General features: G+C 60.2%; 19 protein-coding genes and 2 pseudogenes. 4 read left to right on the top strand and 17 right to left on the bottom strand.

From position 1 onward, the window contains the following. Positions 1 to 58: 58 nt before the first annotated feature. The 13 genes from F0169_RS24595 to F0169_RS24535 form a co-directional block, all read right to left on the bottom strand. Positions 59 to 685, bottom strand: a complete 627-nt coding sequence (locus F0169_RS24595; RefSeq protein ID WP_152747871.1) for a class I SAM-dependent methyltransferase — start codon at positions 683 to 685, stop codon at positions 59 to 61. Between the two features lie 139 nt (positions 686 to 824). Then, entirely contained in the window at positions 825 to 4502 is a 3678-nt protein-coding gene (locus F0169_RS24590) for a Rossmann-fold NAD(P)-binding domain-containing protein (RefSeq protein WP_152747870.1), read from the bottom strand. Between the two features lie 159 nt (positions 4503 to 4661). Beyond that, positions 4662 to 5306, bottom strand: a complete 645-nt coding sequence (locus F0169_RS24585; RefSeq protein ID WP_038843591.1) for a methionine ABC transporter permease — start codon at positions 5304 to 5306, stop codon at positions 4662 to 4664. Beyond that, complete coding sequence (locus F0169_RS24580) at positions 5296 to 6423, bottom strand: methionine ABC transporter ATP-binding protein (protein ID WP_152747869.1); 1128 nt, start codon at positions 6421 to 6423, stop codon at positions 5296 to 5298. The genes F0169_RS24585 and F0169_RS24580 overlap by 11 nt, the downstream gene beginning before the upstream one ends. Further along, positions 6420 to 7241 carry a MetQ/NlpA family ABC transporter substrate-binding protein gene (locus F0169_RS24575; protein WP_152747868.1) on the bottom strand — a complete coding sequence of 274 codons (822 nt, stop codon included), beginning with the start codon at positions 7239 to 7241 and terminating at the stop codon, positions 6420 to 6422. The genes F0169_RS24580 and F0169_RS24575 overlap by 4 nt, the downstream gene beginning before the upstream one ends. A 59-nt stretch (positions 7242 to 7300) precedes the next feature. Beyond that, positions 7301 to 8653 carry an LLM class flavin-dependent oxidoreductase gene (locus F0169_RS24570; RefSeq protein ID WP_152747867.1) on the bottom strand — a complete coding sequence of 451 codons (1353 nt, stop codon included), beginning with the start codon at positions 8651 to 8653 and terminating at the stop codon, positions 7301 to 7303. After that, on the bottom strand, positions 8654 to 9847 hold the full coding sequence (locus F0169_RS24565; RefSeq protein WP_152747866.1) for an SfnB family sulfur acquisition oxidoreductase: 1194 nt from the start codon (positions 9845 to 9847) through the stop codon (positions 8654 to 8656). A gap of 24 nt (positions 9848 to 9871) precedes the next feature. Beyond that, positions 9872 to 11113, bottom strand: coding sequence for an SfnB family sulfur acquisition oxidoreductase (locus F0169_RS24560; RefSeq protein WP_152747865.1), 1242 nt, complete (start codon positions 11111 to 11113; stop codon positions 9872 to 9874). A 156-nt stretch (positions 11114 to 11269) separates the two neighbouring features. Further along, the gene (locus F0169_RS24555) at positions 11270 to 12097 is read right to left on the bottom strand and encodes a hypothetical protein (protein ID WP_152747864.1); all 828 of its coding nucleotides are present in this window, start codon (positions 12095 to 12097) and stop codon (positions 11270 to 11272) included. Positions 12098 to 12526: 429 nt separating this feature from the next. Then, the gene (gene tcyN / locus F0169_RS24550; RefSeq protein ID WP_152747863.1) at positions 12527 to 13273 is read right to left on the bottom strand and encodes an L-cystine ABC transporter ATP-binding protein TcyN; all 747 of its coding nucleotides are present in this window, start codon (positions 13271 to 13273) and stop codon (positions 12527 to 12529) included. Positions 13274 to 13276: 3 nt separating this feature from the next. After that, the gene (gene tcyL, locus F0169_RS24545) at positions 13277 to 13942 is read right to left on the bottom strand and encodes a cystine ABC transporter permease (protein WP_152747862.1); all 666 of its coding nucleotides are present in this window, start codon (positions 13940 to 13942) and stop codon (positions 13277 to 13279) included. Beyond that, entirely contained in the window at positions 13942 to 14736 is a 795-nt protein-coding gene (gene tcyJ / locus F0169_RS24540) for a cystine ABC transporter substrate-binding protein (RefSeq protein ID WP_152747861.1), read from the bottom strand. Before tcyJ ends, tcyL begins: the two co-directional genes overlap by 1 nt. A 280-nt stretch (positions 14737 to 15016) precedes the next feature. Continuing rightward, positions 15017 to 16012, bottom strand: a complete 996-nt coding sequence (locus F0169_RS24535) for a D-cysteine desulfhydrase (protein WP_152747860.1) — start codon at positions 16010 to 16012, stop codon at positions 15017 to 15019. A 166-nt stretch (positions 16013 to 16178) separates the two neighbouring features. Here F0169_RS24535 and epsC point away from each other — a divergent pair, with 166 nt between their 5' ends. The 4 genes from epsC to mgrA all read left to right on the top strand — a co-directional run bounded on the left by epsC (position 16179) and on the right by mgrA (position 22123). After that, on the top strand, positions 16179 to 17105 hold the full coding sequence (gene epsC / locus F0169_RS24530; protein WP_099237427.1) for a serine O-acetyltransferase EpsC: 927 nt from the start codon (positions 16179 to 16181) through the stop codon (positions 17103 to 17105). A 402-nt stretch (positions 17106 to 17507) separates the two neighbouring features. Next, positions 17508 to 19469: a choline transporter BetT gene (gene betT, locus F0169_RS24525; RefSeq protein ID WP_206670186.1), complete on the top strand. Its 1962-nt coding sequence runs from the start codon at positions 17508 to 17510 to the stop codon at positions 19467 to 19469. 158 nt (positions 19470 to 19627) lie between these two features. Continuing rightward, entirely contained in the window at positions 19628 to 20977 is a 1350-nt protein-coding gene (locus F0169_RS24520) for an OprD family outer membrane porin (RefSeq protein WP_152747857.1), read from the top strand. A 108-nt stretch (positions 20978 to 21085) separates the two neighbouring features. Continuing rightward, positions 21086 to 22123 carry an L-glyceraldehyde 3-phosphate reductase gene (mgrA, locus tag F0169_RS24515; RefSeq protein WP_099241074.1) on the top strand — a complete coding sequence of 346 codons (1038 nt, stop codon included), beginning with the start codon at positions 21086 to 21088 and terminating at the stop codon, positions 22121 to 22123. Between the two features lie 134 nt (positions 22124 to 22257). On the opposite strand, the gene tauD is transcribed toward mgrA, so the two are convergent. The 4 genes and pseudogenes from tauD to tauA all read right to left on the bottom strand — a co-directional run bounded on the left by tauD (position 22258) and on the right by tauA (position 25710). Next, entirely contained in the window at positions 22258 to 23094 is an 837-nt protein-coding gene (gene tauD, locus F0169_RS24510) for a taurine dioxygenase (RefSeq protein ID WP_152747856.1), read from the bottom strand. Between the two features lie 11 nt (positions 23095 to 23105). Beyond that, on the bottom strand, positions 23106 to 23942 hold the full coding sequence (gene tauC / locus F0169_RS24505) for a taurine ABC transporter permease TauC (protein ID WP_058413078.1): 837 nt from the start codon (positions 23940 to 23942) through the stop codon (positions 23106 to 23108). After that, positions 23939 to 24717: pseudogene (tauB, locus tag F0169_RS24500) on the bottom strand (taurine ABC transporter ATP-binding subunit). Before tauB ends, tauC begins: the two are co-directional and overlap by 4 nt. Before the next feature lie 16 nt (positions 24718 to 24733). Further along, positions 24734 to 25710 (bottom strand): annotated as a pseudogene (tauA, locus tag F0169_RS24495) (taurine ABC transporter substrate-binding protein). Between the last annotated feature and the right edge of the window lie 156 nt (positions 25711 to 25866).

Genomic DNA, 25866 nt, shown 5'->3' with positions numbered 1-25866 from the left:
GCGGTCTGTCAGTCACTGAAGTATTGGCTGATACAGCGCTTTCGCGAGCAAGTCGGATCTACGCTTTGCGCCACACGCTGGCCAGCCACGGTTGTTGCTCACGCGGCAACCCCGCTGGCCGGTAGTAATGCTCCAACGCTTCAAACCCGGCATCGGTCAGCAGCGCCTGCCATGCCTCAACATCGTGATAAGACCCATACCGCGGTCCATTCCAGCCTTCCTGGTTTTCACCGCGAGGGTTGGAACTGAACAGCACGCCGCCGGGCTTCAACGCCCCATGCAGTTGCTTGAGAATGCGCGGCAATTCCTGCTTCGGGATATGAAACAACACCGCATTGGCAAACACCCCGTCAAAGCGCTCGGCAGGCAGGTCCAGCCTCAAGAAGTCTTGCTGCAACACCTCGCAGCCACTGTCTTCACGCGCCATCTGCGCAAAGCGTCCCGAGCCATCAAGCCCCACGGCGACATGCCCCATGCGCGTAAACGTCTGCAAATCCCGCCCCGGCCCACAGCCGAAATCCAGCACGGTAAACGGCGCCGAACCCCGGATGTGCCGCAGCAGTGCGTCGATGTTCTGGCTCACATCGTGATCGCGGGTGCCTTCACGGAATTCCTCGGCCACCTCGTTGTAGTGGCCGAGGGTGGTGGAGGTGATCTGGTTAAGGTCGTCGGGGGCGAGTTTCATGGCTAGCGCTTCGGGGGCTGGGTGAGGGGCTGACTATACGCGAAGGAGTTTACAGGGGGCGCCGTGTGCATAAAAAAGCGGAACAGTTCAAAGAACCTGTTCCGCTTAAAGGCGACGCTTTTTTTAACGGGTCTTGAGTCTACGCGCGAGCAACCACGAGATTGGCGACCCTGTAATCATTGCCATAGCCTGACCCGTTATTGCTGTAGATCATGCATTCCACGGTGGCGGTACTGGCAATGAAATAGCCGGCCATTTCGAAGTACACCATCGACCCGATATACGTTGGCGCCACCAGCATACCTTGGCTCGTGTGCAAAGAAACGAGGGGCAGAGAGTAACGACCATCTTCCCTTCGAATATTGATACTGAACCGGTAGCGTGTGCCGATGCGCATATTGTAGAAGGTTTTTATGAGTATCGGCCCGGCAGAATAGTTGGAGTAGGTATAATTTAACAGGCCCTGTGCCGAGAAACTCAGGTCTCTGGCATCCGCCACCGCTATGCCCGCTCTCCAGCCGCCAAATGAGAAGTTCTGAAGGCTGGCCGTGTCGGTTATAAGTGTTTGGGCGGTAATTACGGAGTACGTGGTAGTCGGGAATTGAACGTTCACCAGGCCATCCGCTTTGCCGTCATAGGCCACCTCGCAACTCAACTCTACTGCGCTGTTGGTGGGTAATGCCAATAACCAACTTTTAAGGAACGGTGTATTCACCAGCCCCTTGGTGACTTCGGTCGCATTGATGGGGTAGTTTTCCAGCACTTTAAGCGGTAGCACCCCATGCGAGCGTGCTGTGATAGTCACCAACTGTCGCTCAACACTCAGCGGCCACTTTGGCAGCGTTAATGCAAACGTGCCTTGGAAGTTGTCCACGTCGAGCTTCCCGGCATTGGCAATGCCGTTGATCAATGCCCGTGGCAAATCCGCCAGGCGCAGGGTTTTAACAGTCAGGGTCTGGATGTCTGACGAGGTCGTTTTTGTTCCAGAGAACGACGTGTAGCGTAACGTGATGATTTTACCGACACTCGCAGCCAGAATCTGCGCATTGATGGGAAAGTCGACCTTTCCACCGGCGAGGCCCTTCTGCGGTGCAATCGTGGCCTGCGTACCGTCCGGGAAGGACCATTGCAAGGTAATCGTCTGCGTTGCGGTCATGCCTGGATAGGCAACGGTCACAAACGCATTGTGCTCGTACACGAGCGGCTCAATGGCGATTGCAGCGCCAGCCTGATTGGCAAAGGCCGGTGCCGGCAGAGCGTAGGGAATGGTCTGGACAATGTAATCGCGTGCCCCAAAGGGTACCGCTGTGTCCTTATCGGGGCTTTGCGTATAATTGACCCACATACGAAGCGTCAGGTGCGAGTTTTCTTTGAGTTGGCGAAGCTCATCTACCGGCACCGGAGCGGAAATACCATGGGTGACGCCGAATTCTGTGACCAGGGCTTCGGAGAAAATGTCCTGTTCGTACGGCCTGCCATCGGCAAAAGTACCTGTGGCGGTCAACCAAACGTACTGGTTTGCATCAATAAAGTCCCACACATCAGCCTTGTACCGGGCGCCGTCTTTGAGCTCGTAGAGGGGCAACACTCCGAGTTCGAAAGCATCGATTCTCGGCGCCGGCAGCCCGGCGGGGGGCGGCAGTCTGTAGTCGCGGGTCACGGAGCGGTAGTCGAAAGGCCCTCGGGTAAAGTTGTAACTGACCGAAATGGTGTTGCCGTTCGCTCGAATAGCCTTGCCAATAACCTCAGGCGGGACAAAGGCAACCACTTTGTTAGTTGTTGAGTCACCCTCTAGCTGCAGCTCAATGCTGCTGACGCCATAACTGCCTTTCCATTGGGCAAAGACTTGATCTTCATCGCGCAACGGCTTGATCGCTATTTCAATGTGCGCGCCGTGTAGCACGTCTTGCAGGTTGATTTGGTCTTGACGCGTACCGGCCTCAAGCACTTTTGGAATTTCCAGCTTCAATGCCTTGCCCACGCTGATGTAGCGCACTTCAGAGCGCAAAATTTTCGGCGGGGTGGTGGTTTTATCCGTAACGCTGTAGGTAAAGCTGATGATGGTTTCTTCGTTGTTATCCAGGACAAGCCGAGGCACCGGGATGCCTTGGGAGGGCAAAGCTGCGCCTGCGCTCGCTTTGGTGATTGGGATGCTGCCGCTGGCGGATCCCGCCTGGTTTTGCCCTACCACGCTCCAGGCCAGTATGTTGCCGCTTACCGTGCCGTCGTAGGGAATATTTATCAAAACCTCGGGGTCTTTGATTTTTTTCGGGTCGATGTTGTTGTCTACGACCCCTTGAACAATCGGCGCTAACAGCACGGGATCGCGCTCACCGATCTGGGCGATCAGTGTTCTAGAGTTGCGAATGACTTCGGCGCCCTCCCTGCTTTCGTTAGTGGAGTAACCCACTGCGACGTAGCCTTTGCCTTTTAGCTTTTGCAGGTTTTGCACGGTCACGCGGCGCGTACCACCTTGTGGACCCGCAAACTGCGTTTCGGAATAGGCTTCCAGGCCACCGATGGTTTGCAACGGTTTTATCCACAGTGCTTCCGGCCAGTTCGGATCGTGGGGCTGATAGGTCGGTATTTGCAAAGACAGGTCTGCGCTTTCAACAATCAAGCCCTCTTCAATCTGGGCCGTGATCACAGGCGGCATCAATATCTGAGTGCCCACCACTTTAACCATAGTGGTGACCGATTTATTCACCAGTGCCCCAGCAGCGTTGCGCCATTCAAAGCGTGCCCGGAACATTCCGCCTGCCAGGCCATTGAGGAAATCGAAACTGATGGGAAGCCTCTCGCTCCCCAGATTCCGGTCGATAATGGGCGGGAATTCTTTAACCCAAGACGCACCTTCCTTCGGCGTGATGTCCAGAAAGAAAATGATCTTGTGCGCAGGTTTAGGCGCAACCCGCAGGCGAGTGACTGCCGCCGTTAACGAGAATTCGAAGGCGGATTGGGTGTCGAGGTCGGCTATTTTGGTTTCTTCACCCTCATCGGCGCCAGGCGCTTTCGCTGTGAAGCTTGGGCCGGCGAGTAGTGTTTCGTCCAGTTCACTGCGCAGTGTGATGGGTTTCGAATAGGGGTATTTACCCCCCGAGACGTTCCCCACCACGTCTTTAACCTTGAAAAAAACCTCTACCGAACCGTACTGGGAGGCACTGCGGATATCACTCTCGCTGATCGGCACCCGGATCGGCCCAGGCCCGCCAGCTTCTGCAGGGCTCACACTGTAGGTGATCGGTTTGCCGTCAAACATGACCGAGATTTCATCGTTCTTGCGGATGTTCGGATACTTGTTTACCAGGCAAATCAACCCGCCTGCGATCGTTTCGTCGTCCAGGGTGTCGCCGTCTACGAAGGGAGTGCCAGCCGCCGCGGATATGATCGTCATGACCAACTCACTGTGCCATGGCTCCAGGACCCTGCGGTCTTCTCCGCCGGGCTTGGTGGTCTTGATCAGGATTTTTTGCGTGATAGAGCGACTTACCTGGCCGCTGGCAACGCGTACGACCCGACCGAGCATGTCGACTGTGCCCTCCGGCAGTTGTTGTTTCGGAACCCGCAACTCGTAACGCGTCAGCGTGGGGTCTCTGACGGTATCAAAGGCGGCAGGGTTGTTCAGTTCGTGGATGCGCAAGCCGAAGTAGTCGCCATTACTGACCGCTGGCCATGGTTCAAAAAAGAAGCGCGCCTCTGGTGTCACATGATCTGAGCCAAGACCGTAGACGGCTTCTTCAGGGTATTTGGTTTTATCCAACGCGACGAAAGCAGGCGGATAGGGGGCAACGTCGAGATCAATGGGTTCATCGGACATGAGCTTGTTCCTTGCAGGATGAGCACGTGGGGACTACGTACGTAAGAGGCAAGGTCAATAAGACGCCATAGAAGAAAACCGCGTCTAGCTGTGAGAATTGACAGTTCTGATGAGCGGCACATGCGCCGTGTGCTCCCCGGAAGGGGAGCCGCGAAGGTTTCAGCGTTTGTTCAGCACCCGCGCCAGACGATCGCCGCCCAGCTGAATCACCGCCACCAGCATCACCAGCAGCACAATCACGGTCAGCATGATCTGCGTATCAAACCGCTGATAGCCATAGCGGTAGGCGATGTCGCCCAAGCCGCCGGCGCCAATCGCCCCGGCCATGGCCGATGAGTTGATCATCGTCACCAAGGTAATCGTGAACCCGCCGACGATGCCCGGCAGTGCTTCCGGCAGCAGCACATGCCAGATGATGTGCCAGCGGCGGCAGCCCATGGCCTGTGCGGCTTCGATCAGACCATGGTCGACCTCGCGCAAACTCACTTCGGCAATTCGCGCAAAAAACGGCGTGGCGGCAATGGTCAGTGGCACCACGGCGGCCCACACGCCGTAGGTGGTGCCGACGATCAGCCGGGTAAACGGGATCAGCGCAACCATCAAAATCAGGAAGGGTATGGAGCGGAACAGATTGACGAACGCCCCCAGCACGCGGTTCAGCGCCGGGGCTTGGTAGATGCCGCCCTTGTCGCTGGTGACCAGGAACACCGCCAGCGGAATCCCCACCAGCAGCGCGATCAGCGATGACACACCGACCATCAGCAACGTGTCGATGGCGCCCTGTAATAAACGATCAAACCACATAGCCCAGCACCTCCACCTGTTGTGCCCAGCGCCCGGCGAGGCTGCGCAGTTGTTCGGCATTCTGCGGCGAGCCATTCACCGCCAGCAGCAATTGCCCCAAAGCGTGCCCTTGAATCCGTTCCACACCGCCTTGCAGCAACCGCACACGTCCGCCGAGAGCGCTGAACAGTGCGGCCAGGTCTGGCTCGTCGGTAGCGCTGCCGGTGAACTGCAAGCGCAGCACCACGGCGGCTTCGGTCGACGCCGCGGTGGCCTGCAAACGGTTTTGCAGCTCTGGCGGCAACGCGTGTTGCAGCGGCGCCAGCAGGGTTTTACTGACCGCGTGCTGCGGGTTGCCGAACACTTGCCACACCGGGCCTTGCTCGACGATGTGCCCGTGTTCGAGCACCACCACGCGGTCGCAGATGTCGCGAATCACCGCCATCTCATGGGTGATCAACACGATGGTCAGGCCCAGGCGTTGGTTGATCTCGCGCAGCAAGCCGAGTATCGACTGGGTGGTCTCCGGGTCGAGGGCCGACGTGGCCTCGTCGCAGAGCAAAATCTGTGGGTCGTGCACCAGCGAGCGGGCGATGCCGACGCGCTGTTTTTGCCCGCCGGAAAGCTGCGCGGGGTAGGCCTTGTGTTTGTCCTGCAAACCGACCAGTTCGAGCAGCTCACGCACTTTTTGCTCGCGTTGCGGCTTGGGCACGCCAGCCACTCTCAGCGGCAATTCGACGTTCTGCCACACGGTCTTGGCCGACATCAGATTGAAGTGCTGGAAGATCATGCCGATGCGCCGACGCAGCGCCACCAGGCGGTCTTCGTCGAAGTCGCCGATGTCCACCTGATCGATCAACACCCGCCCGCTGCTCGGTTGTTCGAGGCGGTTGATGGTACGGATCAGCGAGGATTTACCGGCGCCGCTGCGGCCGATGATGCCGAATACTTCGCCGTGCTGAATCGCCAGGTCGATGCCTTGCAAGGCCTGCACACGGCCGTCGTAAGTCTTGCCCACGTTGATAAAACGCAGGTGGGCGTGGTTCAAATCCGCGTGCAGTTCTGCCTGCTCAGCGGTTTTGGGCGGTAAGCCCAGGTCGCGTAGCTGGTCACGTAGTTGAGAGTGGGCGGCGGTCATTTTTTATCTTCCCAGCCGACTTGGTAGAGCTTGCCGAGGGATTTATCCAGGGCGGCGCGCACCACCGGCGAGTGCTGGTAGATGTCGACGAACTTGATCACGCGCGGGTCGGTTTTGCTTTTCGGCTGGATCACGAACTGGATCACGTATTCCGGGTGGTCGAGGCCGTCAAACAGCAGCGCCGACTCGGCATCAAAGGTCTTCGACAGGCGGATATACGCCGGGTAGCCCTGCACCAGGTCTGCATCGTCGTAAGCGCGCACCAGTTGCACCGCTTCCACTTGGAGGATCTTGAGCTTCTTCGGGTTGGCCACGATGTCTTCTTCGGTGGCCTTGTAGCCCACGCCCGGCTTGAGCGTGATCAAACCGGCCTTGGCCAGCAGTTGCAAGCCGCGACCGCTGTTGATCGGGTCGTTGGCAATCGCCACGCTGGCGCCTTGTGGCAGGTCGTTGAGGTTTTTGTACTGCCTGGAATACAGCCCGACGTTGTTGATGATGCCCGGCGCGTAGGGCACAAGGTCAAAGCCGGCAGCGGCCTTGGCGTTTTCAAGGAACGGGATGTGCTGGAAGTAGTTCACATCGATGTCGCCGGCGGCCAGGCTGACATTGGGCGCGATCCAGTCGGTGAATTCCACCAGCTCGACGTTCAGGCCTTGTTTGCCGGCCTCTTCAACGGCGGCTTCCAGCGGTATCGCGAAGGCGGCGGTGGTACCGACTTTCAGCGGTGCGTCGGCGGCGAACACCGCGCAGCTGAACAAACCGAGGGCCAGGGCCAGGGCCAGTGCTTTGACTGGGTGGGTGAGCAGGGTCTTTTTCATAATCGATTTCCAGTCATTAACTTCTAAAAAGATCGCTCCCACGCAGAGCGTGGGAACGATCAGTGCCGGTAGGTGGAACCGGTGTGTTGTTCGGGCAGGCGGGCGCTGCCGTGGAAGACTTTTTCGCGCAAGGTGCCTGCCTCATAGGCGGTTTTGTACGACCCGCGCCGCTGCAACTCGGGTACCACCAGATCAATGAAATCCACGTAGCTTTCCGGCGTGACAATACGCGTGAGGTTGAAGCCATCCAGGCCGGTTTCGCTGATCCACGATTCCAGCTCATCGGCGACCTGTTCGGGTGAGCCCACCAGGGTGATATAGCGCCCGCCCAGCGCGTGCTGTTCGAGCAACTTGCGGCGGGTCCAGTCGTTGTTCTGCAAGTTCCTGGTCGCCGACTGGATAGCATTGCTTTTCACGTACTGGATCGGTTCGTCCAGTGCGTACTGTGCAAAATCAATTGCCGTGGACGCCGAGAAGTGCGCCACACCGGCTTCCGCGCTGGCGTAGCTGAGGTACTCGGCGTGCTTGGCCCAGGCCAACGCTTCGGTGGCGCCAACGATGACGTTGAGGCCCATGAACACCTTGATGTCATCCGCGTTGCGCCCGGCCTCGACTGCGCTGGCGCGCACCTTGTCCACCTGCGCCTTGGTCGACGCCTTGTTCTGGCCGCTGATGAATACGCACTCGGCATGCTGCCCGGCGAACAGCAAGCCACGCTCTGAACTGCCGGCCTGGAACAGCACCGGCGTGCGCTGCGGCGACGGCTCGCAGAGGTGATAACCCTCCACCTGGTAAAACTCGCCGTGGTGTTCGACCTTGTGCACCTTGCCCGGCTGGGCGTAAACCCGCGCCTGTGGGTCGTTGAGCACCGCGTCGTCTTCCCAACTGCCCTCCCAGAGTTTGTACAGCACCTGCAGGTATTCATCGGCCTGGTCGTAGCGCCGGTCGTGCTCGACCTGTTCTGTGAGGCCCATGGCCTTGGCGGCGCTGTCGAGGTAGCCGGTGACGATGTTCCAGCCAACCCGGCCACGGCTCAGGTGGTCGAGCGTGGACATGCGCCGCGCGAACAGATACGGCGGCTCATAGGTGAGGTTGGCGGTCAGGCCGAAGCCGAGGTTTTTGGTCACCGCGGCCATTGCCGACACCAGCAACAGCGGGTCGTTGACCGGCAGTTGGATCGACTCTTTGAGCGGCACATCGATGGCGTTCTGGTACACGTCATACACACCAACGATGTCGGCGATGAACAAACCGTCGAACAACCCGCGCTCCAGGGTTTGCGCCAGTTCGGTCCAGTATTCGACGGTTTTGTACTGCGTGGAGGTGTCCCGAGGGTGGGTCCACAAACCGTGGTTGATATGCCCGATGCAGTTCATGTTGAAGGCATTCAGCAGGATCTTTTTCTTGGCCATTCAGAGAGTCCCCCGCAGCGGCGGGTTTTCATCATTCAGGTAGTAATTGCCCACCGCGTGGTACTTCCAGCGCACCGGGTCGTGCAGGGTGTGCACGCGGGCGTTGCGCCAGTGGCGGTCGAGGCCGTGTTCGGCCAGGGTCGCCTGGCTGCCGGCCAACTCGAACAAGGTACTGCCGGCGGCCAGGGAAATCTCGGTGCTCAAGGCGCGCACTTCGGCGACGGCGATGGACGCCGCCGCGACGGTTTCGGCGTTACTCTCGGCCTGGGCACGGTCGAGGAACTCGCCTGCGCGCTCAAGCAAGGCTTCGGCGGCGTGCAGGCGGATGCTCAGGTGGCCGAAGCTTTTCAGGGTCAGCGGGTCTTCGGTTGCCTTGTCGTTGCCGGAGTCGATCCACGGGCGAGTCTTGGTGCGCACAAAGTGCAGCGCATCTTCAAAGGCGGCGCGGGCGATACCGGTGTCGATGGCGGCGTGCAAAATTTGCGCGAGTGGGCCGACGGTGGTCGGGCGTTCGAAGGCGCTCTGGAACGCAATCACGTCTTGGGCGGTCACCCACACGTTATCGAACACCACCGAGCCGCTGCCGGTGGTGCGCTGGCCGAAGCCGCTCCAGTCGTCGATCACACTCAGGCCTGCGCTTTCGCGAGGCACAAAGGCCAGTTGCTGCACGCCGTGTTCATCCACCACGGAGGTGGGGATGCGCTGCGCGTAAATAGCGCCCGTGGCGTAGAACTTGCGGCCGTTGATGCGAAAACCATCGCCGTCGCGGGTGAGCGAGGTCACGCGGTCGTGGGCGGTCTTGGTGCCCAGTTCCGCCAAGGCGTTGCCGAACCGCTGGCCGGCCAGCACGTCGGCATACAGGCGTTGTTGCTGCGCGGGGCTGCCGTTTACGCGCAGCACTTCCAGGGCATAAAAGTGGTTTTGCGGGATCTGGCCCAGCGACGCGTCCGCCTGCGCGATCAGCGCAATCACCTTGGCCAGGGTGACGTTGGACACACCGGCGCCGCCGTGTTCTTTGGGCACACTGATGCCCCACAGGCCGGAGCGGGAGAACACGTCCAGCTCAGGCAAGGGCAGGCGGCGTTCGCGGTCACGCTGGGCGCTGTCGCGCCGGAAATCTTCGGCCAAGTCGCTGGCGACAATAAGGGCGTGTTCATCGCTGGTAATAACCGCGACGTTCGGGGAAAAAGTCATGCGTTTCTCCAGAAGACTGGTCGGTTAAATCCAGGAGTGGCGAGCGGGTAACGTGCCGTTCAAGCGGTAAGCACCCACCGCGTGATACTTCCAGCGCACCGGGTCGTGCAGCGTGTGCACGCGCGCATTACGCCAGTGGCGGTCGAGGTTGAATTCGGCGAGGGTCGCGCGGCTGCCGGCCAGCTCGAAAAGCTTTTCGCTGACCAGCAACGACACTTCGGTGGTCAGCACTTTTGCTTCTGCCACGGCAATTGAGGCGCGCGCGGCGGATTGCGCGGTGATCGGCGCAGCACTGACTTCGTCGAGCACCTTACCGGCCTTGCGCAACAGGGCTTCGGCGGCATGCAGTTCGATTTTCAACTTGCCAATATCGGCGATCACATACAGGTCATCACTCGCGCGCTCGACCTTGGCGTCGATCCACGGGCGTGAGCGTTCACGCACGAAGGCGATGGTGTCATCGAGGGCGCCACGCGCGATGCCGGCGTCGATGGCGGCCTGAATCAACTGCGAGACGGCGCCCTGGATATTCGGGCTTTCGCCAATGCGCCAGTTTTCGACCAGCAGCTCTGCGTCCACCGCCACCTGGTCCAACAGCACCGTGCCGCTGGCCGTGGTGCGTTGGCCAAAGCCCGACCAGTCATCCACGATGCGCAGGCCATCGCTGCCACGGCGTACAAACGCCATGACTTGTTTGCCGTCAGCGTTGAGTGCCTTGATGGCAACCCAATGCGCGAACAGTGCGCCGGTTGAGTAAAACTTCTGGCCGCTGACCACATAACCGTCGCCGTCTGCGGTGATGCGCGCCTTCAGCTCGAGAGTGTTTTTGGTGCCGCGTTCCGGGCCACCGTTACCAATGCGCCAACCGTCGAGCACGCTTTGGAACAGCTGCTTTTTCTGGCGCTCGGTGGCGCAGCCTTGCAACAGGTACAGGATGCCGAAATGGTTCTGCGGGATTTGGCCAAGGGCCGGGTCTGCTGCGCTGATAATCGCGAACACATCGGCCAGGGTCACGAAAGACACCTGCGGGCCGCCGTATTCACGCGGAATGGAAATACTGCCGAGCCCGCTGCGGGTGAACTGCTCGATCTGCGCCCAAGGCAGTTTGCGCTGCTGGTCGCGCTTGGCCGCTTGCAGGCGTGCAGCCTGTGCCAACTCCACGGCTGCGCTCAACGCTTGGGCGTCGTCGCGCAGCACGCTGGCCGGCAATAAAAGTGGGGCTACATCCAAGTCACTTTGGGGGAGTGTTACAGCCACGTTAGACATCAGCGCCGCTCCTTGGCTGCACGTAATGCCCTGGCGTTACGCACCGGGGTAATTTTGATCATACCGACCTCGCATTCAATGAAATAAAAACAGAAAAATCAGAGATGTCCGGTGGTCCGGTGCATATACCCTAGGCGTGTTAAATCTTTAAATAAACTAACTTTTAGGAATATGCATAGACCGGCGATCACCCAGCTCGCAAGGCGAGCCGGGGTGACGCGGTTGGTAGGTAGCCGCGGCCCCGGCCCCACGGGCTGGCGTCTGTGGCGAGCAGGCGGCGATGTTCAGGGCGCGCATAGGTGCCCAGCGTGAATTATTACCGACGCGGTCGAGAATGCAGTACGTGACCTCCAGGCGCGTGTCGTCGCCCGCTTCGACAATCACCGCCGAGGGCACCCACACCTGCACCGGCAGGCCGACGCCACTGGCCTGGATTATCGGCAGGTCCATGCGCACATCACCCCAGCGCAGGGTAATGGCGTCGCCTGTTGCCATGCCCCAATAGGGCTCGATGGTCAGCGGAATGCCGCGTCGTACCTGGCTGCTGTTGACGCCGTAACGCCCGATGGTTTCGGGCATGCTCACACGGTTGAGGTTCTGGTTTTCGTCGCAGTTTTCAGTGTTGAGCGGCGCCGCAAGCTGGCCGCCCGGGCAGTCGGTTTTTACCTGCACGCAGGCTACCGCCGAACGTGCCGGGGCGTAGCCTACTTGCATGACGTGGTAGTGCACGCGTGCCGAGCCATCCTGCACAAAACTTTGCGGGACGCGCAGGCGTGTCGACGTGCCCACTTTGCACGCGGTAATCCGACGCGAGTCGGCGAAGCAGTTGTTCCAGAACAGTTCGATCAGGTCGCCTTCCTCCATGCCGGGGTAGGGGCCTATGTCCACCTGCAGTTGGGCGGCGGCGAGGGCATTGATGCCGTGTCGATTAGCCTGGGGCAAGGTCGGTGCGGTGAGCATGGCCGGGGTTGCAGTGCGCGTCATCAGTAATCTCCTTTATGCAGCCAGCAGCAATCGTTCCGGCGCCCGTGGCGCAATGGTGCGCGGGGTGCCGAAAGGAACGATTCAGTGAGTAGCCGGGATGGGATCCAATCCTCTGGACGCTAGATAAGAGGGTTGGCCGCGGGGCGTCAATGGCGGCAAAGGGCTAAACGGCGGGTTCAAGCAAATTCAGAAGGGTCTGACTGACGGGGGGATTTTTGCGGGTTGGGGCAGGGTAATTTACCGGCGGCTAATGAGCACGCCCTGTAGGAACGCAGCTCACTGTGAGCGGTTAGCTCAAAAGCGCTTTTTGGCGTGCGCGGGCTTGCTCGCGATGCAGGCACCTCGGACCATCAAGCACGCTCGGTTGATGCCACCGCGAGCAAGCCCGCTCCCACAGTTGACCAGGCCCGGCCAAAAATCTGTTGCGCGCTAATGCGCTAAAAACTTGCTCAAGAACTGCCGGGTGCGCTCTTCCTTGGGGTTGGCAAACAGCGCCTTGGCGTCGCCCTGTTCGACGATCACGCCCTTGTCGAAGAAGACCACCCGGTTGGCCACATCACGCGCAAAATTCATCTCGTGGGTGACGATGACCATGGTGCGGTTTTCTTCGGCCAGGCTACGAATCGTCGCCAATACTTCGCCAACCAGTTCCGGGTCAAGGGCCGAGGTCGGCTCGTCAAACAGAATCACCTCCGGCTCCATGGCCAACGCACGGGCAATCGCCACACGCTGTTGCTGGCCACCGGACAAACGCCGCGGGTACGACGCTTCCTTGCCCGCCAGGCCGACCCTGGCCAGCAGTTTGCGGCCCAGCGCATCTGCCGCTTCGCGCGGCATCTTCTTGACCACGATCGGGCCTTCGATAACGTTTTCCAACGCGGTGCGGTGCGGGAACAGGTTGAAGTTCTGGAACACAAAACCCACGTGCTGGCGCAAGCGCCGTACCAGGCCTTGTTGCTGATTGAGCGGCTTGCTGCTGTCGATCTCGATGTCACCGACCTTGATGCGGCCGCTGGTGGGCTCTTCAAGAAAATTCAGGCAGCGCAGAAAGGTGGTTTTGCCGGAACCACTGGGGCCAATGATGGCGACAACTTCGCCCGCCTTGACCTCAAGGTTGATGCCGTTGAGTACCACCTGACCGTTGAATTGTTTGGTCAGTTTTTCAACCACGATCATGCTTCAAGACTCCAGGTCATGCCGGTTGACCCGGTCTTCCAGGCGATTTTGAAAGTGCGCCAGGATGCTCGCCAGGACCCAGTAGATCAGGGCGGCGGAGAGGTACATGGTGAAAATTTCGAAGGTCCGTGCAGACACCAACTGAGCCTGACGGAACAGCTCGGGCACCTGGATGGTGGCGGCCAGGGCCGTGTCCTTGACCAGCGAAATAAAGCTGTTGCCCAACGGCGGCAACGCGGTGCGCATGGCCTGCGGCAGGATGGCCCGGCGCAGGGTTTGCGCACGGGTCATGCCGATACTGGCGGCGGCTTCCCACTGGCCGCGCTCGATGGAGCTGATCGCGGCGCGCAGGATTTCACAGGCATACGCCGCCATGTTCAGCGAAAAGCCGATCATGGCGGCTGGAATCGGGTCCAGCTCGATGCCCACTTGCGGTAAGCCGTAGTAGATCAGGAACAGCTGCACCAGCAAGGGCGTGCCGCGAAAGAACGACACGTAGACGCGCGCGATCCAGGTGAACGGCTTGAAGCGCGACAGGCGCATCAAGGCCAGGCCGAAGCCCAGCAGCGAGCCGAACAGCATGCCGCCGAGGCTGAGAATCACCGTGTAGTACGCGCCCTTGAGCAGAAAGGGCGCGGAGTCCAGCGCGAGTTGTAAACCTGCTTCCATTATTGAGTGACGTCAGCGTTGAAGTATTTCTCGGAGAGCTTCTTCAAGGTGCCATCGGCACGCAGTTCGTCGATAGCTTTGTTCACCGCGGCGAGCAACTCAGGGTCACCTTTGCGCAACGCAACACCGGCTTCCTGACGCGAGAAGGCGTCGCCTGCAGCGGCGGTGTCCGGGGCTTTTTTGGCGTATTCCAGCGCGGCCAGACGGTCGATCAGAATGGCGTCGATGCGGCCGATGCGCAGGTCCTGGAACTTGGTTGGGTCATCGTTATAGGTCTTGATAATGGCTTTAGGCTGGTTTTCCTTGAGCCACTGTTCATAATTGGTGCCCAGGCCTACACCGATCTTTTTGCCCGCCAGGTCGTTGGCGGTCTTGATCGAATCGACGTTCTTTTTCAGAACCAGCGCCTGAATACCGGAGACGGTGTAAGGCTGGGAGAAGTCGTATTTTTTCTTGCGCTCCTCGGAGATCGTCACCTGGTTGATCACAGCGTCCAAGCGCTTGGATTCCAGGGCGGCGAGAATGCCGTCCCACGGCGTGGCGCTGAGCTTGACCTTGACGCCGAGCTTCTTGGCCAGCGCTTCGGACAACTCGACTTCGAAACCGGTGAGCTTGCCGTCTTCACCGACAAAGCTGAACGGTGGGTAAGTGCCTTCAAGGCCAACCTTGAGTTCGCCGGCCTTTTTGATCGAGTCCAACTGCTCGCCGGCAATCGCCTGGCCCATCCAACCCGCACCCAGCGCCAGGCCCAATGTTCCCACCAGCAACGTGCGACGCAATACTGAAATAGTCATGAACAGCCTCTGTGTTTTTTATGTTGAGCGGAGCAGGTGATGCGGTACTCGTATCCTGCCTTAAAGCGCGATTGGCGTCTTCGCCTGCGGCGCGACTATAAAGCCAGTTCTTAAGACTTGAAAATAATATAAATCTAATTTGTTATTCCATTTTAGAATATTCAGCTGATCCATTGTGGGAGCGGGCTTGCTCGCGATAGCGCTGTGTCAGTTGAAAAATACCTACCTGACACCGCGCAATCGCGAGCAAGCCTGCTTCCATAGGTTGATCTGCGTTTATTCAATTGAACGCCGAGTCATACGCAAACAGCGCCGGCGCCCCGCCGGTGTGCAGAAAAATGATTGGGCCGTCCTCAAACCGCTGACGCCCGATGCCATCCAGCAAACCCGCCATGGCCTTGCCAGTGTAGACCGGGTCTAACAGCAGGCCCTCCTGACTGGCCAGCAGTTTGACAGCCGCCAAGGTGCCGGCGTTCGGCTCGCCGTAGCGCGGGCCGAAGTATTCGTCCCACAAAATCACTTTGAAAGCCTCGGGCACGTCCACGCCCAGCAACTCGGCGGTGCGTTCGGCCAGGCCCTGCACTTTCGGGCGCTGGGCTTCGTCGGTGCGCGACACGGTCACGCCGATTACCGGCACAGTCGGCAGCACCTCACTCAGCGCCAATGCCAGCCCGCTGTGGGTGCCCGCACTGCCGGAGGCCAGCACCACGCCGGCGAATTGAATACCGCTGTCTTCGATCTGCCCGGCCAGTTCCAGCCCGGCGCGCACGTAACCCAGCGCACCGAGTGCGTTCGAGCCGCCAATCGGCACCAAGTAGGGTTTTTTGCCATTGCTGCGCAGGCGGTCGGCGAGGGCGTTGAGTTGCTCGTCGACGTTGTCGAGGTTTTCGACCCGCTCAACCTTGGCGTCGAACAGCTCCAGCAGCAGGCGGTTGCCATTGCCCAAGTAGCTGGGGTCTTCGGTGCCGGTGGGGTTTTCCAGCAACGCAACGCAGCCCATGCCCAGCCTGGCCGCGAGGGCGGCGGTCTGGCGTACGTGGTTGGACTGGATGGCGCCAGCGGTCACCAGGGTGTCGGCACCTTGGGCGATGGCATCGGCGGCCAGGTATTCGAGTTTGCGCAGCTTGTTGCCGCCCATGGCCAAGGGCGTCGTATCGTCGCGTTTGACGTAAATGTCCCTGCCCAACCAGGCCGACAGCCGCTCGAGCTTTTCCAGGGCAGTGGCGCCGCCCAGCAGTTGCAGGCGGTTAAAACGGTCGAGCTGTTGTTTGATCATGGCTACGCACGGTGGCTAAGTGATGGGGGGACTATAGGCAGGCACTTTTCATCGGGCAACCGCCAATCGCTTATGCCGGATAGTTCTAGGTATCACACCATTGGTTCTTAATGGCGGCCAGCGTGCATACCGTAAAGTGATGGCCATTTCGTCAGGAGTGAATACCGTGAGTGAGCGTTCCAGTCATTGGCAATTACACACTATCGTCAACGAACTGCGCGACGCCCGGGACCAGTGGCGAGCGCGCAATGGCCGCTTGAGTGGCGAGCACGGCGGGCGCGAATTACCCGCGCGTGAAGCGATGGCGCACATTCTTGAAGCGCTGTGCGGGGCGTTGTTTCCGATGCGCCTGGGGCCGGTGGACCTGCGTGAAGAAAGTGAAGACTTTTACGTCGGGCATACCCTCGACGTCGCCTTGAATGCCTTGCTGGGCCAGGCCCGCCTGGAGCTGCGTTACGCCGCACGCCAGGGCGGTAAGGATGACGTCGAAGTCGACGCGCTGGCCATCCGCTTGATTCAGGATTTCGCCCTGGCGCTGCCTTCACTGCGCAGCCTGCTCGACACCGACGTGTTGGCCGCCTATCACGGCGACCCGGCCGCGCGCAGTGTGGATGAGGTATTGCTGTGCTACCCGGGGATTCTGGCGGTGATTCACCATCGCCTCGCGCACCATCTGTACCGCGCCGGGTTGCCGCTGTTGGCGCGCATCAGCGCGGAGATTGCGCACTCGGCCACCGGTATTGATATTCACCCAGGCGCGCAGATCGGCCCGAGTTTCTTTATCGACCACGGCACGGGCGTGGTGATTGGTGAGACCGCGATCATTGGCGAGCGCGTGCGCATTTACCAGGCCGTGACGTTGGGCGCCAAGCGCTTCCCGGCGGATGAGGACGGGCAGCTGCAAAAGGGCCATCCCCGGCATCCGATTGTTGAGGATGACGTGGTGATCTACGCCGGGGCGACGATTTTGGGGCGCATTACCATAGGCAAGGGTTCGACGGTGGGCGGCAATGTGTGGCTGACCCGCAGTGTGCCGGCGGGGGCGAACATCACGCAGGCGAACCTGCAGCATGATGATGGGGCGCAAAAGTAGAACTCTGCACACATCCAATGTGGGAGGGGGCTTGCTCCCGATTGCGGTGTGTCGGCCAGCACAGGTGTAGCTGAACCACCGCTATCGGGAGCAAGCCCCCTGCCACATGTTTAACCGCATTCCAAATTCACCCGGCAATCGCTGAACGATTTCCGTCGCTCACCCGTCATACCTTTCCTTGAGCTAGTGTAGGTATAGCCGACCACTCAGCCCCGCGATTAGTCCAAAACCGCCTATCCATGTTTAACTTGAATGTTCGTTCAAGTTAAACCCGGTGGTTCGCTGCCCGCTCACAACAGGAGGCTTACCTTTGCTGAGTCCGTTATTTACAGCCACATCCGACACCTTCGAGGTGCATCGTTCATGAGTGCATCGTCCACCCCATCCAGCGGCCAAGTGCGCATGAATGCGCCCGTGTTCTACTTTGCCGCCACCGTGATCATGCTGTTTGGCATCACGGTTATCGCTATCCCGCAACAGGCCGGTGCCTGGCTGCTGGCCGCGCAAAACTGGGCGGCCAACACGGTCGGCTGGTACTACATGCTGGCGATGACCCTGTATCTGGTCTTCGTGGTGGTCACCGCGCTATCGGGCTACGGCAAGATAAAACTCGGTGCCGACCACGACGAGCCCGAATTCAGTTATCTGTCCTGGGCCGGCATGTTGTTCGCCGCCGGGATCAGCATCACGCTGTTTTTCTTCTGCGTGTCGGAGCCGCTGACGCACTTGGTGCAACCGCCGCAGGGCGCGCCGTTGAACGCCGATGCTGCGCGCCAGGCCATGCAGATTCTGTTTCTGCACTGGGGCCTGCACGGCTGGGGCGTGTTCGCCTTTGTCGGCATGGCGCTGGCGTACTTTGCCTACCGGCATAACCTGCCGCTGGCGCTGCGTTCGGCGCTGTACCCGCTGATCGGCAAGCGCATTAACGGGCCTATCGGTTACGCAGTGGATGGCTTCGGTATCATTGCCACGGTGTTTGGCCTCGGCGCCGACATGGGCTTTGGCGTGCTGCACCTCAACTCCGGCCTCGACTACCTGTTCGGCATCGCGCATACCCAGTGGATTCAGGTCGGCCTGATCACGCTGATGATGGGCGCCGCTATCCTGGTCGCCGTGGCTGGCGTGGACAAGGGCGTGCGGGTGATGTCCGACATCAACATGCTGCTGGCCTGTGCGCTGCTGCTTTTCGTGTTGTTTGCCGGGCCTACCCAGCATTTGCTCAACACCTTGATCCAGAATATCGGTGACTACTTGGGTGCGTTGCCGACCAAGAGTTTCGACGTGTACGCCTACGACAAACCCAGCGACTGGCTGGGCGGTTGGACGGTGTTCTACTGGGCCTGGTGGATCGCATGGTCGCCGTTCGTGGGCCTGTTTATTGCGCGCATCTCGCGTGGCCGTACCATCCGCGAATTCGTGTTTGGCGTGCTGCTGATTCCGCTGGGTTTCACCCTGGCGTGGATGTCGATTTTCGGCAACAGCGCCATCGACCAAGTGCTTAACCACGGCATGACTGCGCTCGGCCAGTCGGCCATTGACGACCCGTCGATGAGCCTTTACCTGCTGCTCGAAACCTACCCGTGGAGCAAGACCGTTATCGCGGTCACGGTGTTTATCAGCTTTGTGTTCTTCGTCACCTCGGCCGACTCCGGCACCGTGGTGCTGTCGACCCTGTCGTCCAAAGGCGGCAACGCTGACGAAGACGGGCCGAAATGGCTGCGCGTGTTCTGGGGCGCGATGACCGCGCTGGTCACCAGTGCCTTGCTGTTTGCCGGCAGTATCGATTCGCTGAAGTCGGCAGTAGTGCTGACCTCGCTGCCGTTCTCGCTGATTTTGCTGTTGATGATGTGGGGGCTGCACAAAGCCTTCTACCTTGAGTCGCAAAAGCAGATTGCGCAGTTGCATTCCCTGGCACCGGTGTCGGGTTCGCGCAAGGGCACAGGCGGCTGGCGCCAACGTTTGGGCCAGGCGGTGCATTTCCCGTCCAGGGATGAGGTGTACCGTTTCCTTGAAACCACGGTGCGGCCGGCGATCGAAGAAGTGACGGCGGTGTTTGTCGAAAAAGGCCTGAGTGTCGTCACTCAGCCGGACCCGTCCAACGACAGCGTCAGCCTCGAAATTGGCCACGGCGAAGAGCATCCATTCGTTTACCAGGTACAGATGCGCGGCTATTTCACGCCGTCATTTGCACGCGGTGGCATGGGCTCCAAGCAGCTCAATAACCGACGCTATTACCGCGCCGAAGTGCACTTGAGCGAGGGCAGCCAAGACTACGACCTGGTCGGCTACACCAAGGAGCAGATCATCAACGACATCCTCGACCAGTACGAGCGACACTTGCAGTTCCTGCACTTGGTGCGCTGACCGGTAAACCTCCGCAAAGCCCCGTCCCACGGGGCTTTCTTAAACTTAATTTCATCTGTCAAAGCGCTGTTTTGACGCGTAACTGTCATCTGGTCACTGCGTAATTGTGTGAAGCGTTTGACGCTTTCATTTCAGAACAGTGACGGAGACCGGTAACAATGAAGACGTTAATAAGCCCTGTGGTGGGTGTCGCCATGGCGAGCTTTATGCTGTCCGCACATGCCGATTTTATTGATGACAGCCACGCCGATGTGACCTTGCTCAATCGCTACCTCAACCAACAAGGGCGAGACGTGGTGAACAGCAACGCCAAGGCCCACAGCATTCGTGATTGGGGCCAGGGTTTTGAGTTCAACTTCAAGTCCGGTTACACCGAAGGCCCGGTAGGCTTTGGCCTGGATGTGCAGGCGTTTTATGGGTTGAAACTGGATTCGGGCGGCGACCTCAACGACAAGAATCATCAGGGCCGCTACCCCGGCAGCATGTTCCCGTTGGATGACGGCAAGTCTGCCGACCAGTTCGGCGTGCTCAGCCCCACGTTCAAAATGCGCTTTGCCAAAGATGAACTGCGCCTCGGCACGCTCTACGCTAGCAACCCGGTGCTGGCCAACACCGACGGCCGCCTGTACCAGCAGACCAATACCGGTGTGCAACTGGTGTCCAGGGACCTCTCTGATTTCACCTTCACCGGCGGCGATATTTTTAAAACCAAGATACGCAACGAAACCGGCGACCAGGGCATGATCACGGCGGGCGGTACTAAAGAGAGCGACCGCTTCCTGTTCGGCGGCGCCGACTACACCGGCCTGCCGGGCACCACGGTCAGCCTTTGGTATTCCAACCTTGAAGATTACTACCAGCAGTTTTTCCTCGGTGCCAAGCGCCACGACGCCTTGTCGGTCGGTGCCATCGACAGCGATGTGCGCGTGTTCCGCAGCCTGGGTGTGGGCGGTAACGCTGACGGCGACAGCGACTTTGCCGCCGCGGGCCTCTACGGCGACGGCACCGGCAAGGGCTGCATCAACCAAACCACCGCAAGCCTGCTTGAAAGCTACAGCCTGGACGGCCATACCGTCGGCCTGGGCATCCAGAAAAACAGCGGCGACAGTGATTTCCCTTACCTCGATTCTGGCCTGAACAGCGGTGACGCACGCCAAGGCCCGGGCTCCGGTGCGGATACGCCAGCGCTGACCAACCTGCAGTTGAACAAATTCCAGCACGCCGGCGAGCGCACGTGGCTGGCACAGTACAAATATGACTTCGGCAAGCTCGGCCTCACCGGCCTGACGTTCTCCGCCGCCTACGCGCATGGCGATGATATTCGCACCGCGCAAGGCACCACCAGCGAATGGGAGCGTGACGTTGCCGTCGCCTACCAAGTACCCACCGGCACCCTCAAAGGCCTCGGCGTGACCTGGAAAAACGCCCACGCGAGCCCGGACATTACCGGCGCCACCGTGCAGGACGAAAACCGCCTCTATGTCAGCTATGTCGTTCCACTCTGGTAGGAAATTGCTGTACAAGGAAAGGGCAGATTTAAGCGAACAAACGGGTTAAAAGCCCTGGGAATAAGCATATTCCCAGGGCTTATGTGCCCTAAGCCCAGAGAGGATTCGATGACGTACATTGCTGCCGAAAACCGCTATGAATCTATTCCGTATCGCCGTGTAGGGCGCAGTGGATTGGTGCTGCCTGCACTGTCCCTGGGGCTGTGGCACAACTTTGGCGACAGCACCCCGATCGACACCCAGCGCGCCTTGCTGCGCACCGCGTTCGACTTGGGGATCAACCACTTTGACCTCGCCAACAACTATGGCCCGCCCTACGGCAGCGCCGAGATCAACTTCGGCCGGTTGCTGCGCGAAGACTTCAAGCACTACCGTGATGAATTGATCATCTCCAGCAAAGCCGGTTGGGACATGTGGCCAGGCCCTTACGGCCAGGGTGGCGGCTCGCGCAAATACGTGCTGGCGAGCCTGGACCAAAGCCTGCAACGCCTCGGCGTCGACTACGTGGATATTTTTTACTCGCACCGTTTTGACGCCGACACCCCGCTGGAAGAAACCGCCAGCGCCCTCGCCACTGCCGTGCAGCAGGGCAAGGCGTTATACATTGGTATTTCTTCTTACTCGGGGGTAAAAACCCGCGAAATGGCCGCGTTGCTCAACGAGTGGAAAGTGCCGTTGCTGATCCACCAACCGGCCTACAACCTGCTGAACCGCTGGGTTGAAAAAGACCTGTTGGACACCACCGAAGAACTCGGTGCCGGGGTGATTGCCTTCACGCCGCTGGCCCAGGGTTTGCTCACCGACAAGTACCTCAACGGCGTGCCGGCGGATGCGCGGGTCAACCGTCCAGGCGGCGGTTCGTTGCAGGCCAAACACTTGTCCGAAGCGAACATCGCCCACGTGCGTGCGCTGAATGAAATCGCCCAGCGCCGAGGCCAAAGCCTCGCGCAACTGGCGTTGGCCTGGACCCTGCGTGACCCACGGGTGACCAGTGCCCTGATCGGCGCGAGCCGGCCGGAGCAGATCATCGAAAACGTCGGCGCGTTGAACAACCTCAGCTTCAGCGCCGAAGAGTTGGCGGAGATCGACCGGTTCGCACAGGAAGGCGGGATTAACTTGTGGGAAAAGCCATCCACCGCTGAATAACCTTGGTCAATGTGGGAGCGGGCTTGCTCGCGATGGCGGTGGGTCAGACGCTATATTTATCGACTGACAGACCGCCATCGCGAGCAAGCCCGCTCCCACATTTGATCTTCAGTGTGGCTGACATCGCGGTCGGCTTAGAAGGGCGCGTCGCCCAGAATCGTTGCCCGGTGCATAACCCGCCGCTGCGGCCGGTAGTCATCCACCGCGTAATGCTGGGTCACGCGGTTATCCCAGAACGCTACGTCATTTGCCTGCCAACGCCAGCGCAGGGTGAACTCAGGGCGTGTTGTGTGGGCGAACAGCAGCTTTAAAATCGCTTCGCTTTCGGCGGGCTCCAGCTCATTTATCCGGGTGGTAAACCCCTCGTTCACAAACAACGACTTGCGCCCACTCACCGGGTGCGTGCGCACCACCGGGTGTGACAGCGGCGGGTTCCGCTTGCGGGTGGCTTCCCAGCGCGCGAGGTCTTCGGCGGTGTTGCCGAAGCGCTCCAGCGGAAACGATTTGGTGAAGTCATGAGTCGCCGTCAGGCCGTCGAGCAAGTGTTTGAGCGGCGCCGACAGTGCCTCATACGCCGCAATCCCGCTGGCCCACAGCGTATCGCCGCCAAACGCCGGCAACAGCTTGGCGCTGAGGACCGCGCCGAGTGCCGGGGTGGGCAGGAAGGTCACGTCGGTGTGCCACACGGCGTTGTCGCGCACGTCGGTGACGGCAGTGTCGAGGATCAGCACTTCGGGCTGTTCCGGCACGTTGGGGTAGATCGGATGGATGTGCAGGTCACCGAAATTCGCCGCGAACCGCGCCTGCTGTTGCGGGCTGATGGCCTGGTCCCGGAAGAACAGCACCGAGTGCCTGAGCAACGCCTGTTCGAGGGCGTCGCGCTGTTCGGGTTGCAGCGGTCGGGTGAGGTCGACGCCACTGATCTGGGCGCCAAGGGCGATGCTTAACGGGGTAACGGTCAGGCTGTTCATGCGCTTCTCACTCAGTGTGCCTGGCCATGCCAAGGCACCCATTTACGCTGCAGGGCGCGCAGGCCCATTTCCATGGCGAAGGCGATGAGGGCGATTACCAGAATCCCCAATACCACCACATCGGTGACCAGAAATTGCGCAGCCGACTGCACCATAAAACCCAGGCCGCTGGTGGCCGCGATCAACTCGGCGGCGACCAATGTCGACCAGCCCACACCCAGGCCAATGCGCACGCCGGTGAGGATGTCGGGCAGCGCGCTCGGCAGGATTACATGGCGAATCAACTGCGCCCGCGTTGCTCCCAGCGACTGCGCAGCGCGCAGCTTGGCCGGGTCGACAGTGCGCACGCCGGTGGCCGTGGCGATGGCAATCGGCGCAAAAATCGCCAGGTAAATCAGCAGCACCTTGGACAGCTCGCCGATGCCGCACCAGATCACGATCAATGGCAGGTAAGCCAGCGGTGGGATCGGCCGGTAAAACTCGATCAGCGGGTCGAGAATGCCGCGCGCAATACGGTTGGCGCCAATGGCAACCCCGACCGGCACGGCGGTGAGTACCGCAAAACCCAGCCCCAACCCGATGCGGCTGAGGCTCGCGCCCAAGTGCTGCCACAAGGTGGAATCCATGTAGCCCGTGGTCGCCAGCAACCAGCCTTTTTGCAACACCGCGGAGGGCGGCGGCAGGAACAGCGGTTCAATCAAACCGGTGGCGGTGACGGCCCACCAGATCGCCAGCAACGCGAGCAGCGTCAACAGGCTGATCCAGCGCGTGCTCAGGCTGCGCCGCAGTGGAATAACCGCGTGCGCCGCCGGCTTGGCGACGCTGGCGGGAAGTTCAAAACTGCTCATGCGCTCACCTGTCGTTGCGAGAACACTTTGCCCAGCACGTGTTCGCGGGTTTCGATAAAACGCGGGTCGGACTTGATCGCCCGCGCCGATTCACCGGCGGCGTAGCGTTGGCCGAAGTCCAGGCTCAGGCGCTCGACGATCTGGCCGGGGTTAGGCGCCAGCAGAATCAAGTCGGTGGCGAGAAATACTGCTTCTTCGATGTCGTGGGTAATCAGGAAAACCGGTTTGGCGGTGCGCTGCCAGACTTGCAGCAGCAGTTCCTGCATGTGCTCACGGGTGAAGGCATCGAGGGCGCCGAAGGGTTCGTCCATCAGCAGCACACGCGGGTCGGCAGCCAAGGCACGCGCCAGGCCCACTCGCTGCTTCTGGCCGCCGGAGAGTTGCCAGATGCGGCGGTTGTCGAAATCGGCCAGGTCGACCAGGGCAAGCATCTCGCGGGCGCGCACCTCGCGCGCGCCTTGGCGATGCCGGCCAGTTCCAGGCCGAAACCAACGTTGGCCAGCACGTCTTGCCAGGGCAGCAGGGCATCGTCCTGGAACACTACGCCACGTTCGGCGCCGGGGCCTTTGACCGGCACGCCGTCGAGGGTGATGCGCCCGGCAGAGGGTTCGACAAAACCGGCAATCAGGTTCAACAGCGAGGTCTTGCCACTGCCGGACGGGCCGAGGGCCACCAGCAATTGCTGAGGCCCAAGCTCAAGTGAAATATCTGCCAGTACCGGTTTTGTGGCGCCTGGGTACTGTGCGCTGATGCGCTCCAGTTTTAGCAAGGCCATCGCGATGACTCCTGAATCACTGAGTAATGAACTTGGCGCTGACGAAAGGCGCGTAGTCCGGCAGCACCGCGTCAACCTTGCCTTGTTCCTTGAGGAACGCTGCGGTGTCGGTCACAGCCTTGGTGGTCGGAGCGCCGAGCAGCGTCACCTGGTCTGCCGCCAGCGGGTAGACGTTGCCTTGCAGCAGTAATGGGATGTCACTGGCCTTGGCGCCCGAGAGCTTCACCAGCTTGTCGATATTGGTTTTATCGGCGAGCCAGGCTTGTGGGTCTTTGCGGTACGCGGCGTAGGCATCCAGGGTGACTTTGGCAAAAGCACTGACGATTTCCGGGTGCTTCTCGGCAAAATCCTTACGCACGATCCACGCATCGAAGGTCGCGCGCCGAACGTGGCCAGTTCGCCGGAGGTGATCAGCACCTTGCCGTTTTCCTTGGCCACGCCGAGGGCCGGGTCCCACACGTAAGTGGCGTCAATATCACCGCGCTTCCAGGCGGCGATGATCGCCGGTGGCGCGAGGTTGAGGATGGTCACTTTCGAGGGGTCAATGTTCCAGTGCTTCAGTGCGGCCAACAGGCTGTAGTGGCCGGTGGAAACGAAGGGCACGGCGATTTTTTTGCCGATCAAGTCCTGCGGGCTGTTGATGCCTGAACCATTGCGCGCTACCAGCGCTTCGGCGCCGCCGATCTGGGTGGCGACGAGGAAGGTTTCCACCGGCACTTTGCGGGTAATCGCGGCGGTCAGCGGGCTCGAACCGAGGTAGCCGATCTGCACGTCACCGGAGGCGATGGCGGCGATGATGTCGGAGCCGTTGTCGAACTTGCGCCAGTCGATCTTGGCGTGGGTGGCTTTTTCATACGCGCCGTCGGCCTGAGCGACTTTGGCCGGGTCCACGGTGGTCTGGTAAGCGATGGTCACGTCCGCCGCCTGGGCAAACAGGCTGGCACCGGCCAGGGACAATGCGGCCAAGAGGCGCAGAGGGGTTAAACGTTTCAAGGGGAAGCTCCTCAATCAGGCGGCCGAGGGTCGGCGAGTGAGGAGACTAAATGATCTAAGAATCCGAAAATAAATAACATTTTCGAATTAGCTTATGAGGAGAAGCGGGAATGCCAATAGTAGATTCAATGCAGGCAAATGTGGGAGGGAGCAAGC

Source organism: Pseudomonas kitaguniensis, from assembly GCF_009296165.1.
GTDB lineage: Bacteria > Pseudomonadota > Gammaproteobacteria > Pseudomonadales > Pseudomonadaceae > Aquipseudomonas > Aquipseudomonas kitaguniensis.
Note: the sequence above shows the minus strand (reverse complement) of the source record. Positions and strands in the feature narration are given on the sequence as shown.